This window comes from Acinetobacter sp. 1130196 (assembly GCF_000588095.1).
GTDB classification, from domain to species: domain Bacteria; phylum Pseudomonadota; class Gammaproteobacteria; order Pseudomonadales; family Moraxellaceae; genus Acinetobacter; species Acinetobacter nosocomialis.
In genome coordinates, this window is record NZ_JFWX01000044.1 from 14,301 (window position 1) to 29,490 (window position 15,190).

Sequence of the window (15,190 nt, forward strand, 5' to 3'; positions counted from 1 at the left end):
CCAAGCAAGCTTGGATTTTTTTATTTACTAAATTATTAAGTACTTTGACGGACTGGACGAGTGCTTAAGCGGCAAAGTAATTCATAACCAATTGTGCCGTTAGCTTCAGCAACGTCATCAACTAAACGATGATTACCCCAAAGTTCCACTTGGGTACCAAGTTTTACCTGAGTATTTGTGACATCAATCGCTATCATATCCATACTTACACGTCCTACAACTGGACAAAGTTTGCCATCAATAGCGACAAAATTTTGCTTAACATAAGCTCTTGGATAACCATCACCATAGCCAATAGAAACTATGGCAATATCCATAGCCTGTTGGGCGCAAAAAGTTGAACCATAACCCACATGTTCACCAGCTTGAATATGGTTTAACGCGATAACTTCTGCTGTGAAAGTCATAACTGGTTTTAAATCAAGCTCATGTACTGTTTTATCTGCAAAAGGTGAAGCACCGTAGAGCATAATACCTGGTCGTACATAGTCAAAATTCAGTTCTGGCCATTTAAAAATAGCCGCTGAATTACAGCAAGACGCTAAAACTGGTTCACAAACTTGTTTTACTTGCAAAAATTGCTGTTTTTGTTGTTCATTTAAAGGATGGTCTACATCTGCATTGGCAAAATGCATAGCAAGTACACAGGTAAATCCTTCAGATTTTAAAGTTTTAATGACTTCAATAATTTCTGGGTTTTTAAAACCTAAACGATTCATACCGCTATTTAATTTAACCCATACTTTTAAGCCTTGGGCAATGTATGCTTGTTTGTGTTTAATTAACCATTCAAACTGTTGTTGATGATGAATAACACATTCAAATTTTTGCTCAATTGCGACGGGCATTTCATCTTCAGAAAATACGCCTTCAATTAAAGTAACTGGTTGTTCGAAACCAAGTTCACGGATTTCTAATCCTTCTTGTAGGCAGGCGACACCAAAGGCATCTGAGGCATTTAAGGCTGCTAAACAGTCTTTGACTCCATGTCCGTAAGCATTGGCTTTTACCATACTTACGATTTTTGAATTTGCTGCGAGTTGTTTGACACGGTTTAAATTATATTGAAGCGCTTGGCGATCAATATAAACTGTTGCTTGACGCACCCTCATTTACTCCTTTGGGCTAGAGATAGAGTTTATTCTTCATCATCATATTGGCTGTAATACTCAGGAGAGAGATTACTAAAACGAGTATATTGGCCTTCAAAGGCAAGGCGAACGGTACCAATAGGGCCGTTACGCTGTTTACCAATGATAATTTCTGCGGTGCCTGCTTCTTTAGATTCTTTGTTATAGACTTCATCACGGTAAATGAACATGATTAAGTCGGCATCCTGTTCAATCGCACCCGATTCACGTAAGTCGGACATTACTGGGCGTTTATTTGGGCGGTTTTCCAGACTTCGGTTAAGCTGAGAAAGTGCAATCACAGGGCAGTGCATTTCTTTTGCCAAGGCTTTTAAGCTTCGTGAAATTTCCGAGATCTCGCCAACACGGTTATCGCCCATACCCGGAACTTTCATTAATTGTAAATAATCGACCATGATACAGCCGATTTTACCATCATGCATTTTTGCAATACGTCTAGCTCGGGCACGAACCTCGGTTGGTGGTAAAGCTGACGAATCATCAATGTATAAATGCATTTGTTGAAGCTGCAAAATAGTACCAGTAACTTTAGTCCACTCATCTGCATCTAAATTACCTGAACGTAAATGTCCTTGGTGAACTTTACCCATTGCGGATATTAGACGCATTGCAATTGAGTCAGCTGGCATCTCCATAGAGAATACGAGAGCAGGAAGTTTATTGTATTGCAAAACACTTTCAACCAAGTTCATGGCAAAGGTAGTTTTACCCATAGACGGACGTGCCGCGACAATAATTAAATCTCCAGGTTGCATACCGGAAGTTTTATTATCGAGCTCTAAGAAGCCAGTAGTTAAACCAGTAATATTGCCATCGAGTTTTGAAAGTTCATCAAGTTTACTAATAACATCGGCTGTTACAGAGCTTATTGCTTTAGGACCAGAATCTTTTTTATTGTTATTGTGCTGTTCAGCTAAAGAGAAAATACTGGTTTCGGCCAAATCTAAAATTTCACTAACACCACGCCCTTTTGTGTCATAAGCATTTTGTAAAATTTCAGTACTTACCTTGATCATACTTCTTAGTGTAGAGAATTCTTTAATTTTGGTTGCATAGGTTTCAAGGTTATAGAAACTTGAAGGTGAATCAGCCATAAGCTGCATTAAATATTCTTCACCACCAATAGCATCAAGTAAGTTTTGTTTTAAAAGCCAGTCATTCACTAATACCGCATCGTACGGTGAATTTTCCTGCGCTAATTTTTCAATTGCACGGTAAATATATTTATGACGAGTGGCATAAAAATCATTTTCTTTGAGTAGGTCACTGATTTGTTCAAAAGATTCAGCAACGGTCATCAATGCAGCAAGCACTGCTTGTTCAATGGCTAAATTGTGTGGGGGAGTGCGAAACTCTTTAAGTTGGCCTGATTCACTCGTCTTATTTTCTGTTAGAGATGAAAGCGTTAAAGAAGTGGCATTCGCCTGAGACATAATTAGACCTGATGATAAAATGTGTGCACAAAAAAGGGTTTTAAGCCGAGAACTATCTTAAAACAAAAATAAATAAACTACCTAATTAAAAAACCAATTAAACTGAAGAACTGATCAGGAATTAATATATCTAATTTTATTTCATAAATTTAAGAGATAAAAAAAGAGCATGCGTGAGCATGCTCTTTTTTTGATGAGAAATTACTCAGATACGATAGTAACGAGAACTTCTGCAACAACATCATGATGCAATTGGATTGCGATGTTGAATTCACCAGTGTGACGAAGCGCACCGTTTGGTAAACGAACTTCTGCACGGTCAACTGTAAGACCAGCATTCGTTAACGCGTCAGCGATGTCACGAGTACCGATAGAACCGAAGAGTTTACCTTCGTCACCAGCTTTAGCAGTGATAACGATGTTAACTTCATTCAATTGTTCAGCACGTGCTTGAGCAGCAGCTAATACTTCAGCTTCTTGCTTCTCAAGTTCAGCACGACGAGCTTCAAAAGCAGCAGTGTTAGCTTCAGTAGCTGCAACTGCTTTACCTTGAGGGATAAGGAAGTTACGGCCATAACCAGCTTTAACTGATACTTTATCGCCTAATTTACCAAGGTTCTTAATGCGTTGTAATAAGATAACGTCCACAGATCACCTCACTTATGGTTGTCAGTGTACGGAATCAAAGACAAATAGCGAGCTTGTTTGATAGCAAGTGCTAATTGACGTTGATAACGAGCTTTAGTACCAGTGATACGGCTAGGAACAATCTTGCCGTTTTCAGTGATGTACTGTTTTAAAGTGTCGATATCTTTGTAGTCGATGTACGCAACATTCTCAGCTGTAAAGCGGCAGAACTTGCGACGACGGTAAAAACGTGCCATTGATGTTCTCCTTATTCAGCTTCTTGAGCAACTTGCTGTGCTTCTTCGCGTTGAGCTTTACGCGCACGCTTTTCTTCAGCACTCTTAGCAAGCAATGACTCTTCAGTGATTGCGTGTTCACGACGGATGATAAGGTTACGAATGATCGCGTCGTTATAACGGAATAATTCTTCTAACTCATCAAGCGTAGTTTGACCACATTCAACATTCATAAGAATGTAGTGCGCTTTGTGAATTTTGTTAATTGGGTAAGCCAATTGACGACGGCCCCAATCTTCTAAACGGTGAATTTGACCATCAGCTTCTTTGATCTGAGAGATATAGCGTTCAACCATACCTACAACTTGATCGCTTTGGTCTGGATGTACCAAAAGTACGATTTCGTAATGACGCATTGTCAGCTCCTTACGGTTTAAACAGCCCCTAAAAAATTAGAAGCAAGGAGTCATAGCTAAAATATAAATAGCTACGTCGCAAAAAATGCGAAGGCTGAATTATAGGTAAAAATTAGACTAAAAACAAATCTTTTGATAAGAAATATGAAAAGTTGTTTTTGAGGAGGAAATCCTCCCTTAATTAAAAGAGAGGAAGATTTGGAGCAGGGGATTGATAGGTAAAGCTAAAGCTCAAACTTAACAGGGTAATTAATATGACCGAGTAGAGGAAAAAACGTTTAGCCCAAAGTTGATCGTTTTCGGCTTTGAATCCAATAATCGATAAATAGAACCAGTATGCGGTTAAAGCATTAAAGGTAATTAAAAAGAATACATTGGTATAACCAAAACAATATAACCCGTTCAAAACAGCTGCAAATAACAGGATATATATTACACATTCAATTTTCGTACGATAAATAGAACGTGCTACAGGCAAAATTGGAATTCCTGCATTTTTGTAATCATCAAAACGATAAATTGCAATTGCCCAAGAGTGAGGCATTTGCCATAAACCGTATGCTAAAAACAAAAGCAAGGCTGCCACATCAAATTGATGAGTTACCGCTGTATAACCAATAACAGGAGGACTCGCTCCGGAGATACTACCAATAACGGTTTGATGGATTGAGGTACGTTTGGTCCACAAGCTATAAAAACCGACATAGACAACAAAACCAATTACTGCAAACAAAAATGCGTAACCATTTACACCAAACCACAAAATGCTAAAACCAATTATCCCAAGTAGAAACGCATATATAAGCGCAACAGTAGGAGAGATGGTTTTTTTAACAAGTGCGCGGTTTTGAGTGCGCTGCATCTTTGTATCAATATCTTGATCAATAACATTATTGACAACACAACCTGAGGCAACGACTAACGTTGTTCCAATGAGAGTGAGCAATAATAATAAGATGTCTATAGAGCCTTGGGCGGCTAAGAAGAAGCCGCCCAAGGTGGTAACGAAATTACCGAAGAGAATTCCTGGTTTAGTCAGGAATAAATACTTTTTCAACATGACAATCAGTTTAGATCATCATATTGTAGTGAAGATAATTCATAATCCACACAGAACCGATTAACAGTACAGCGATACATAGGATCGTGTAGATAAATGCAATCATATTCCAGCGTTGTTCAGATGATGTATTCATGTGTAAGAAGTACACAAGTTGTACAAGAACCTGAGCAACGGCAGTAATTGCAATCACTGTAACTAAAAGACCGCGGCTGAAACCACCTGCCATCACCATCCCGAATGGGATGATAGTAAGGATAACAGATAGAATAAAACCTACAGTGTATTGCTTAAAGTTACCGTGTGACGCACCAGCAGCATTATGCTCATGACTACTCATTAGAGAACTCCCAGTAAGTAAACGACGCTGAATACACAGATCCAAACGATGTCAAGGAAGTGCCAGAACAAGCTTAAGCAAGCAAGACGACGTGTATTCGGTAAAGTCAAACCTTTAGTTTTGATTTGATACATCAATACCAACATCCACACTAAACCAGAAGTTACGTGGATACCGTGCGTACCAACCAAAGTAAAGAACGATGACAAGAATGCACTATGAGTTGGACCATGACCTTCCTCTACAAGGTGATGGAATTCATAGAGCTCCATACCGATGAAGGTTGCACCAAAAAGGAATGTAATAAATAACCAAGTAATAACTTGATTTACATTCTTTTTATAAGAGGCAAGTACAGCAAAACCGAAAGTTACCGATGAAATCAATAAGGCAAATGTTTCAGTTAACACGTAGCCTAATGAATTATGGAACAGGTCATATGCACTTGGAGTCCCTGCTGGAACATGACTGCTTAATACAGCGAACGCAATGAAGAGTGATCCGAAAAGAATCAAGTCACTCATCAAGTATGTCCAGAAACCAAAGACCGTTAAATCTGTATCATCATGTTCATGATGACCATCGTGGCCATGGTTGTCGTGATGAAGTACTTCAGCCATTTCCTTAGTCCTTCTTCAAGTGTTTTTCAAGTAAAGCATAGCGTTCGTTTTCAATACGCTCAACTTCAGCAGCTGGAACATAGTAATCAACATTCTTAGTGAATGAGCTTACGATCAAGCTAATAACAGCTGAAACGAATGAAACAACAACGAGCCACCAAATATGCCAGATAAGTGCAAAGCCAAGAAGTGTAATGAACATTGCAATGACAAAACCAGCAGCACGATCAGTCGGCATGTGGATGTCTTCATATTTAGTATTACGTGCGTATGCTACACCGTTTTCTTTGTCAGTCCAGAAACGGTCAATACCGCTACCATCTGGTTCATGCGCAAAGTTATAGAATGGAGCAGGGGAAGAAGTAGCCCATTCAAGTGTACGAGCATCCCATGGATCGCCTGTGTGGTCCATGTTTTGGTGACGTTGTAAGAAACCAACGATGATTTGCATTAAGAAACATGCAATACCAATCGCAACAAGAACAGCACCAAATAATGCAATCGCAAGGTATGGATCCCATTCAGGGTTGTCATATGTATTCAAACGACGAGTCATACCCATGAAACCAAGGATATAAAGTGGCATGAATGCAAAATAGAAACCAAAGAACCAGAACCAGAATGCAGCTTTACCCCATGCTTCATTGAGCTTCCAACCAAACATTTTTGGCCAGTAGTAAATGATGCCGGCAAACATACCAAACACCACACCACCAATAATTACGTTATGGAAGTGAGCGATCAAGAATAATGAGTTGTGTACCAAGAAGTCCGCAGGCGGAACAGCCATAAGTACACCAGTTAAACCACCGATACCGAATGTTACAAGGAAGCCGAGCGTCCATAACATTGGAGTAGTAAAGGTGATGCGACCTTTGTACATGGTGAATAACCAAGAGAAGATTTTCACACCAGTAGGAATCGCAATAACCATGGTCATGATACCGAAGAACGCGTTAACGTTCGCACCAGCACCCATGGTAAAGAAGTGGTGAAGCCATACAACAAACGCAAGAACAGTAATCGCGATAGTTGCATACACCATAGACTTGTAACCGAACAACGCTTTACGAGAGAAGGTTGCAACGATTTCTGAGTATAGACCAAATGCTGGTAATACCAAGATATATACTTCAGGGTGACCCCATGTCCAGATCAAGTTCACATAAAGCATTGGGCTACCGCCAAGCTCATTTGTGAAGAAATGGAAGCCAAAGTAACGGTCTAATGTAAGCATTGCAAGCGTACCTGTTAATACAGGGAATGATGCAATGATTAATACTGCCGTACAAAGTGAAGTCCACGTGAAAATAGGCATGTCCATTAATTTCATGCCAGGTGCACGCATCTTGATGATGGTAACGAAGAAGTTAACACCGGATAAAAGCGTACCTAGACCAGAAACCTGAAGTGCCCAGATATAGTAGTCAACACCTACACCAGGAGAATATTGAATACCAGACAGAGGAGGGTAAGCCATCCAACCAGTCGCAGCAAATTCACCTAATACAAGTGAAAGCATCATTAAACCAGCAGCACCAGCGAATAACCAGAAGCTTAAAGAGTTCAATAATGGGAAAGCAACGTCACGAGCACCAATCTGTAAAGGAACAGAGATGTTCATCATACCTACAACGAGACCCATTGCTACGAAGAAGATCATGATTACACCGTGTGCGGTGAAGATCTGGTCGTAATGGTCAGGATGTAAATAACCTTCACCACCGCCTTTAGCGAGGAAAAGTTGTAAACGCATCATGATCGCATCGGCGAAACCACGCAAAAGCATGACGACAGATACGATGATATACATGATACCAATTTTTTTATGGTCTACAGTTGTAAACCATTCTTTCCACAAATATCCCCATTTTTTGAAATAGGTGATACCGCCAAGCACAGCAATTGCACCAAGTGCCATAAAGACCATGGTGACAAGTACGATTGGCTCTGTCGGGATAGAGTCCCAACCCAATTTACCAAAAATCATATCCATGTCTTATTCCCCTTGAGCAGCGTGTTCAGCTGCAGCATGAGTTTCTGCTGTTGCATGCCCAGCAGAGTGGTCAGCACCATGATAGTTACTCATATAATGGTTGATAACTGTTTCAAACAGTTTTGGTTCAACTGAAGAGTAATAAGTCACAGGGTGTGGCTTAGTCGGGAACGGTTTCATCGCTTCTGCTTTAGCAAGCGCTTCTTGATCACCAGCAGCTTTAGCACGATTGACTAAATGCTCGATTTGGTGCTTAGAACGATCGCCATCACGTAAGGTTGCCAATTCAGCTTGGTCAAGCGTAGCTTTTTGCACTGCTTCTGGATTAATAGTTGAACCATTACCAGCTTTAACTGCTGCTACCCATTCGTTGAATTGTTGCTCTGTAACGCTATGCGCTTTGAAACGCATTTGAGAGAAACCATAGCCTGAGTAGTTAGAAGAGAAACCACGATATACACCAGTTTCATTTGCTAACAAATGAAGGTGAGTTTGCATACCTGCCATTGCGTAAATCTGGCCACCTAACTGCGGAATGAAGAATGAGTTCATTGTGAAGTTAGACGTGATTTTGAAACTTAACGGAGTTTTTTCTGGGAAACGTACTTCGTTAACAGTCGCAATGTTTTGTTCAGGATAAATAAAAATCCACTTGAACTGTTCAGCAATAACCTGAATAGTTAAAGGTGCTTTATCTGATTCTAAAGGACGGTATGGGTCATACTTGTGGGAACCCCACCAAGTTAACCAAGCTAAAATACCAATAATAATGACAGGGATACCCCATACTACAACTTCAATTGCAGTTGAGTGTGCCCATGTAGGTTTATAGTCTGCATCTTTATTTGACGCACGATATTTCCAACCAAACCATAATGCCATGATGATTGAAGGAATCACCACGAGTAACATTAAATAGATCGCAGTCATCATAAGGTCACTTTGACCTTGACCAACTGGACCTTTAGAGTTTAGAAGTACCATATCACCACCACACCCAGTCAAAAGTGCGGCAAGCGTTGATAAAGACAATACAGCTAAAATCGTTTGTCTCATTTTACAACCTCGGTGAAGAGTCCCATTCCCTAATTAAATATGGGATAGCGATTAAAGTGTCGCATGATTGAGAACGCTAGTCTTAAAATTTAGACTTCTCAATGATGCGACACCGCTACGTTGTAGGGCATTATGCCTCATATCGACAAACTAAGCTACATGTAAAGCAGCTTGAAATAATTGTTTTAAAACCCGATTTTTTTTGTAGGGTATCGAATTATGATGGAGCTTTTATTTAAATATCAACTCTCTATAGAAAAAAGGAGGCGGGGCGCCTCCTTTTTTTTAGACATTAAATGAATCAGTCATTCACTGTCATTTGATCACTTTTGTTCTTGCAATTTTGTCATGTAAAGCCTGTCGCTTTTGTCCTAATGCAAAAGCATAGTCAATAATTGTACTAATTGGCATAAATAGTAAGTTTAATATAATGAAAACGATACTTCTGAGTAAGAAGATACGTGTTAGATTAACTTTACCATTAGTTTCAGCATCGACAATTTTAATTCCGACAATTTTTTTACCAATACTTTGCCCAAACTTGGTCAACAAAAATGCTTGAATAGCGAGCATTATTACTACATAAAGTAACATTGTATGCCACGCTTCCACTGGAATTAGTGTAAAAAGCTGCTGCTGAAGTTCAGCTGCTTTGGTTGATGCAACTTCAGCAGACTGCATCTGTTTTTGTAACTCAAAAAGTTGTTTATATTGAGTTTCGTTAAAGAAAAAAGATGGAATGGCTGCAATAGGTAGCCAAAGTAATAAGTCAATAATTTTTGCAAGCGCACGAGATGAAATTGAAGCAAGTTCATGTGTCTTAGTCTCGACTCGAATTTGCTGGATAGTCTCGTTATAAGGCGTATTTGTATTTGCTGAAAAAGCAGAATAACCCGTAGGTTGATATACAAGTTTACCTTGGGTTAATTCTCCTAAAGCTTTCCATTCTGTCATGCCTTCATGCCAAGCTAAATCAGTAAGTAAAACTTGTTGGCTTGCCAACATCTGATTTAGTTGCTCTAAGGTATAAGGCCCAGCTTGTTGATTATTACGTGCCAAGTAAATTTGCATAAGTAAAAATTCTCTATTCTAAAGATGAAAAAAGACCCACGGATGGGTCTTTTTCTATAACAAATTAGATTTGCTTGATTTTTTCTTCAGCAAGGAAGAACCATGTATCTAAAACTGAGTCAGGGTTTAAAGATACTGATTCAATACCTTGTTCCATTAGCCATTTTGCAAGGTCAGGGTGGTCAGATGGTCCTTGACCGCAAATACCGACATATTTACCGGCTTTACGACAAGCATGAATTGCCATAGAAAGAAGAGCTTTTACAGCAGCATCGCGCTCATCGAATAAGTGAGAAACAATACCAGAGTCACGATCAAGACCAAGTGTTAATTGAGTTAAATCGTTAGAGCCGATAGAGAAACCATCGAAGTGTTCAAGGAATTGTTCAGCTAATAATGCGTTAGTTGGTAATTCACACATCATGATGACTTTTAAGCCATTCTCGCCGCGCTTCAAGCCATTTTGAGCCAGCAACTCAATCACGCGTTTTGCTTCAGATACTGTACGCACAAATGGAATCATGATTTGGATATTGGTTAAACCCATTTCATCACGAACTTTTTTAAGCGCGCGGCATTCAAGTTCGAAACAATCACGGAAGTTGTCCGAAACATAACGGCTTGCACCACGGAAACCAAGCATTGGGTTTTCTTCTTCCGGCTCGTATAACTTACCGCCAATAAGGTTTGCATATTCGTTTGACTTAAAGTCAGACATACGAACAATGACTGGTTTATCAGCAAAAGCAGCTGCAAGTGTTGCAATGCCTTCCACTAGTTTTTCAACATAGAATTCTACAGGTGATGCATAGCCAGCTGTACGTGTCATTACAGCAGCACGAGTTTCACGAGGTAAGCTTTCAATGTTAAGAAGGGCTTTAGGATGGACCCCAATCATTCGGTTAATAATGAACTCTAAACGAGCAAGCCCAATTCCTTCGTTTGGAATTTGAGCAAAGTCAAAGGCACGGTCAGGGTTGCCTACGTTCATCATGATTTTGAATGAAAGTTTAGGCATAGATTCAATAGAGTTACGTTGAACTTCAAAATCTAATGCACCTTCATAGATGAAACCAGTGTCACCCTCAGCACAAGAAACAGTAACTTCTTGACCATCAGTTAATACTTCAGTTGCGTTACCACAACCTACAATTGCTGGTACACCAAGTTCACGAGCAATAATTGCAGCATGACACGTACGACCACCACGGTTAGTGATGATAGCCGCAGCACGTTTCATTACTGGTTCCCAATCTGGGTCAGTCATGTCTGATACAAGTACGTCACCGTCTTGTACTTTGTCCATTTCTTTAATTGAGTTAACAATACGGACTTTACCAGAACCGATACGCTGCCCAATTGAACGGCCTTCACAAAGTACAGTACCTTTTTGCTTGAGTAGGTAACGTTCCATTGTGCCAACATTTTGGCGGCTTTTTACGGTTTCAGGACGAGCTTGAACAATATAGATTTGACCATCGTCACCATCTTTTGCCCATTCAATATCCATCGGAGCGCCATAATGTTGCTCAATAATAAGCGCTTGTTTAGCTAACTCTTGTAATTCATGATCATTTAATGCGAACTGTTGACGTTCTTGTTTTTCAACGTCGACAACAACCACAGACTTACCTGCTGAGCCTTCTTCACCATAAATCATTTTCTGGTGCTTAGAGCCAAGATTACGGCGTAATACCGCATGTTTTCCAGCATTTAATAATGGTTTAGAAAGGTAGAATTCATCAGGGTTAACCGCACCTTGCACAACCATTTCACCTAAACCGTAAGATGCAGTAATGAATACGACATCACGGAAACCAGACTCGGTATCTAGGGTAAACATTACACCCGCAGCGCCAGTTTCAGAGCGCACCATGCGCTGAACACCCGCAGATAATGCGACAACATCATGATCGAAGCCTTGGTGTACACGATAAGAAATAGCACGGTCATTATATAAAGAAGCAAATACTTCTTTGATGGCGATAAGTACGTTATCAATACCGCGAATATTCAAGAAAGTTTCTTGTTGACCCGCGAAAGATGCATCTGGTAAATCTTCAGCAGTTGCAGATGAACGAACGGCAACCGCGATATCAGGGTTGCCGTTAGAAAGTTCTGTAAAAGCGGCGCGAATTTCTTGTTCTAAGGTTGCAGTGAGTGGAGTCTCTACAATCCATTGACGAATTTTAGCGCCTGTTTCTGCAAGTGCATTTACGTCATCAACGTTAAGCTGTGCAAGTTCTGCTTGAATTCGAGCGTTAAGACCGCTTTGGTCTAAGAACTCACGATAGGCCTGTGCAGTTGTTGCAAAACCACCAGGTACCGATACACCAGCATTTGATAAATGGCTGATCATTTCACCCAAAGATGAGTTTTTCCCACCTACGAGTTCGACATCGTGTTTCCCTAATTTTTCTAGACCGATTACGCGCGCTTCCAAAGTTTTCACTCCACTTTTGCAGTATTAATGTCTATCTTGGCATGAAATTAAAAAAATAAAGTGCTTAGTTGAGAATTTTACTAAGCGACAGTCATGTAAGATCAGTTTACTATAAAGATTATATAGCACTAAGACAAATGTTTAAGGAGAATTTTAATGTCAGAAAGTAAACAATTTAAGCGGAGTGTTTTTTTTATTTCTGATGGAACTGCGATTACTGCCGAGACCCTTGGACATTCGTTATTAGCCCAATTTCCCAATGTAGATTTTGATATTCACATCATGCCTTATATTACAACTGAAGAGGCAGCAATGGCAGTTGTGGTTGAGATTAATAAATGTCAAACCAGAGATGGATGCTTACCATTAGTATTTGATACTTTAGTTGATCCGCATGTACGAGAAATTATTAATACGGCTAAAGCAGTTAATCTAGATGTGTTTGAAGGATTAATTAGTAAACTAGAGCAGGAGCTCGGTACACCACCAACCACACTGGTTGGGCAAACACATGCGGTAACCGACTCTGAATATTATAAAGCCCGTATTGATGCTGTTCACTTTGCACTTGATAACGATGATGGGGCACGCACCCGACACTATGACAAAGCTGATTTAATTTTAATTGGTGTGTCTCGTTCCGGAAAAACTCCGACTTCTATTTATCTATCTTTACAGTTTGGTATTCGTGTTGCTAACTATCCTTTAACCGAAGAAGATTTAGATGATAACCGTTTACCAGCAGTATTAAGAGAACACCGTAGTAAGCTCTTTGGTTTAATGATTGACGCAGAACGTTTAGTGGCGATTCGAAGTGAGCGTAAAGCGAATAGTCGATACGCAAGTTTTAGCCAGTGCCAAATGGAATTAAGAGCGATTGAAGGTATTTATATTTCAGAAGGTATTAAATATTTAAATGTAACTGAAATGTCGATTGAAGAAATCTCTACTCGTATTTTACAAATGACTGGTTTAAAACGACGTATCGGTTAATTAAATCAAATATTTATTTAAACCATTCAATTTGAATAATATTAATATATTGGAATTGAATGGTTTTTTATTTTCAATACATATTAAAAATAAAAGTTTTAAATATAAAACGCTAAGTTAATAAATAGTTTCTGATTAGTTATCAACGTGTAAATTTTTTATGGGGAGTTTGTGAGATAAAATAAGCTTTTTGAAAAGAAATGTATATAAAATAATAATCTATATTTTAATAAATAGTTGTTTTTAATTATTTTTTAAATAAACAAATACTTTTTTCTACACATTTTCCATTTATTAACTCTATCGCTTGTTATTTTATTATTGTGATGCATTTCACATTTTTAACTATAATTTCCCATCTCGATATGGGACTATCCGATTATCAAAATGCTAAAAAAATGTGTTTTTTCATTGGTATATCTCTTACCAATTCATTTATACGCAGCTCAAGTTGATGTACTGCGTGAGCAAGCTGTTCAAAATTATAGAGCAGGCCAAACTCAACAGGCTGTTTCTCAACTCGATCAATTGTTAAAACATTATCCGTATGATCAAAAATTGCTTGCTGATTATTTAATTGTTATGTCAAGTGAAAAAAAGGATCTGACGAATTTTTCCAATTTTTTAGAAAATATTAATTATGTGAATTTTCCTGAATATGCAAAGTTACCTTTAATTCGAAATTTTCGTGATTTTAAACATTTTCAAACAGCAATTGATTGGTCAAATAAACTTAATATTCAAAAATCAGTCGATGGGCGTATCTTACTATCGGTTTTATATGCTGAAGCTCAGGACTCAACGAATGCTAAAACTCAGTTATCAAATATCAACATTAAAGGTTTAAATACTGATCAGTTGGTACAGGTTGCATATGCTTACCGTTTAATAAATTTGCCCGTAGAGGCCTTAGCTACAATTGAACAAGCTTATCAGCAAAATTCTAAGTCTTCAGCTGTTTTGCAAGAGTATGTTTATGACTTGGCTGCTATTGGGGTATATAAAAAAGCCCAGCAATTACTTCAAGTTAACGAAAAAAATCAGCAAACTCAGCAGTTACAGCAAACTTTACAAGTCAGTGAGTTTTCTCAGCATGTCAATAATGCAATTGCCCGCTATAAATACTTAAATCGCCAAGGCTTATCAGATGCAGAAAGCTATGCCGAATTAGATGCTGTGTTAGAACAAGGGCAAAAAATACAACAGCAAATGTCACCAAACAACCCTAACTATTTAAGGTTTCACTACGATTATTTGTATGCGCTAGATTTTAGAGGGCGTTCAAAAGCGGTTATAGAGAATTTCACCCAGTTGAATATTCCACTCGAAAAATTACCGGCATATGTACGTCATGCAATTGCTGATAGTTGGCGAATTCAAACATGAGGTGCGACAGTTTCAAAAGCCATATGATAATCAACAAGCTGAGCAAATTTCTCTAATGGTGTAAGCCAATCTAACGCCTTTCTAGGACGAGTATTCAGTGACATGGCAACTTGATTTAAATAATGCTGATCTGCCTGATTTAAATCAATCCCTTTAGGTAAATATTGCCTAATTAAACCATTCATATTTTCGCATGTGCCTTTTTGCCAAGGTGAATGTGGGTCACAGAAATATACATCTATGCCTAAATCTTCTTCGAGTATTTTATGTTCTGACATCTCGCGTCCACGGTCATAGGTCAACGTTTTACGCAGTTCTGCAGGTAAATATTTCAGAGCTTCAGTTAAAGCCTTGCGCACTGA

14 protein-coding genes and 1 pseudogene are annotated in these 15,190 nt (G+C 38.9%); 2 read left to right on the forward strand and 13 right to left on the reverse strand.

The genetic code is table 11. From position 1 onward, the window contains the following. Window positions 1–35: 35 nt before the first annotated feature. From alr to ppsA, 12 genes are all read right to left on the reverse strand, one after another. The gene (gene alr / locus J671_RS20965) at window positions 36–1,106 is read right to left on the reverse strand and encodes an alanine racemase (protein WP_031983322.1); all 1,071 of its coding nucleotides are present in this window, start codon (window positions 1,104–1,106) and stop codon (window positions 36–38) included. A gap of 32 nt (window positions 1,107–1,138) precedes the next feature. After that, window positions 1,139–2,584: a replicative DNA helicase gene (gene dnaB, locus J671_RS20970; RefSeq protein WP_031983324.1), complete on the reverse strand. Its 1,446-nt coding sequence runs from the start codon at window positions 2,582–2,584 to the stop codon at window positions 1,139–1,141. Window positions 2,585–2,785: 201 nt separating this feature from the next. Then, window positions 2,786–3,232: a 50S ribosomal protein L9 gene (gene rplI / locus J671_RS20975; protein ID WP_000382591.1), complete on the reverse strand. Its 447-nt coding sequence runs from the start codon at window positions 3,230–3,232 to the stop codon at window positions 2,786–2,788. An 8-nt stretch (window positions 3,233–3,240) separates the two neighbouring features. Beyond that, entirely contained in the window at window positions 3,241–3,468 is a 228-nt protein-coding gene (rpsR, locus tag J671_RS20980; protein WP_000090661.1) for a 30S ribosomal protein S18, read from the reverse strand. 11 nt (window positions 3,469–3,479) lie between these two features. Beyond that, a complete protein-coding gene (gene rpsF / locus J671_RS20985) occupies window positions 3,480–3,863 on the reverse strand; it encodes a 30S ribosomal protein S6 (RefSeq protein ID WP_002049107.1) in 384 nt (127 codons plus the stop codon). 181 nt (window positions 3,864–4,044) lie between these two features. Beyond that, window positions 4,045–4,923: a heme o synthase gene (cyoE, locus tag J671_RS20990; protein ID WP_031983326.1), complete on the reverse strand. Its 879-nt coding sequence runs from the start codon at window positions 4,921–4,923 to the stop codon at window positions 4,045–4,047. A 10-nt stretch (window positions 4,924–4,933) separates the two neighbouring features. Then, complete coding sequence (locus J671_RS20995) at window positions 4,934–5,263, reverse strand: cytochrome o ubiquinol oxidase subunit IV (protein ID WP_000094534.1); 330 nt, start codon at window positions 5,261–5,263, stop codon at window positions 4,934–4,936. Continuing rightward, complete coding sequence (gene cyoC / locus J671_RS21000; protein ID WP_002049203.1) at window positions 5,263–5,883, reverse strand: cytochrome o ubiquinol oxidase subunit III; 621 nt, start codon at window positions 5,881–5,883, stop codon at window positions 5,263–5,265. The genes J671_RS20995 and cyoC overlap by 1 nt, the downstream gene beginning before the upstream one ends. A gap of 4 nt (window positions 5,884–5,887) precedes the next feature. Next, window positions 5,888–7,879: a cytochrome o ubiquinol oxidase subunit I gene (cyoB, locus tag J671_RS21005; protein ID WP_002049358.1), complete on the reverse strand. Its 1,992-nt coding sequence runs from the start codon at window positions 7,877–7,879 to the stop codon at window positions 5,888–5,890. A 3-nt stretch (window positions 7,880–7,882) separates the two neighbouring features. Further along, complete coding sequence (cyoA, locus tag J671_RS21010) at window positions 7,883–8,935, reverse strand: ubiquinol oxidase subunit II (RefSeq protein WP_002049341.1); 1,053 nt, start codon at window positions 8,933–8,935, stop codon at window positions 7,883–7,885. A gap of 315 nt (window positions 8,936–9,250) precedes the next feature. Beyond that, entirely contained in the window at window positions 9,251–10,006 is a 756-nt protein-coding gene (locus J671_RS21015) for an RDD family protein (protein ID WP_031983327.1), read from the reverse strand. A 64-nt stretch (window positions 10,007–10,070) separates the two neighbouring features. Further along, window positions 10,071–12,458: a phosphoenolpyruvate synthase gene (gene ppsA, locus J671_RS21020; RefSeq protein ID WP_170318176.1), complete on the reverse strand. Its 2,388-nt coding sequence runs from the start codon at window positions 12,456–12,458 to the stop codon at window positions 10,071–10,073. Window positions 12,459–12,605: 147 nt separating this feature from the next. Here ppsA and J671_RS21025 point away from each other — a divergent pair, with 147 nt between their 5' ends. Next, a complete protein-coding gene (locus J671_RS21025; RefSeq protein ID WP_000004354.1) occupies window positions 12,606–13,442 on the forward strand; it encodes a pyruvate, water dikinase regulatory protein in 837 nt (278 codons plus the stop codon). Between the two features lie 387 nt (window positions 13,443–13,829). Continuing rightward, window positions 13,830–14,813: pseudogene (locus J671_RS21030) on the forward strand (poly-beta-1,6 N-acetyl-D-glucosamine export porin PgaA); the annotation flags it as partial. A 5-nt stretch (window positions 14,814–14,818) separates the two neighbouring features. Here J671_RS21030 and J671_RS21035 read toward each other — a convergent pair. Further along, window positions 14,819–15,190: IS30 family transposase (locus tag J671_RS21035; protein WP_003193908.1), on the reverse strand; the 372-nt coding region annotated here is incomplete at its 5' end.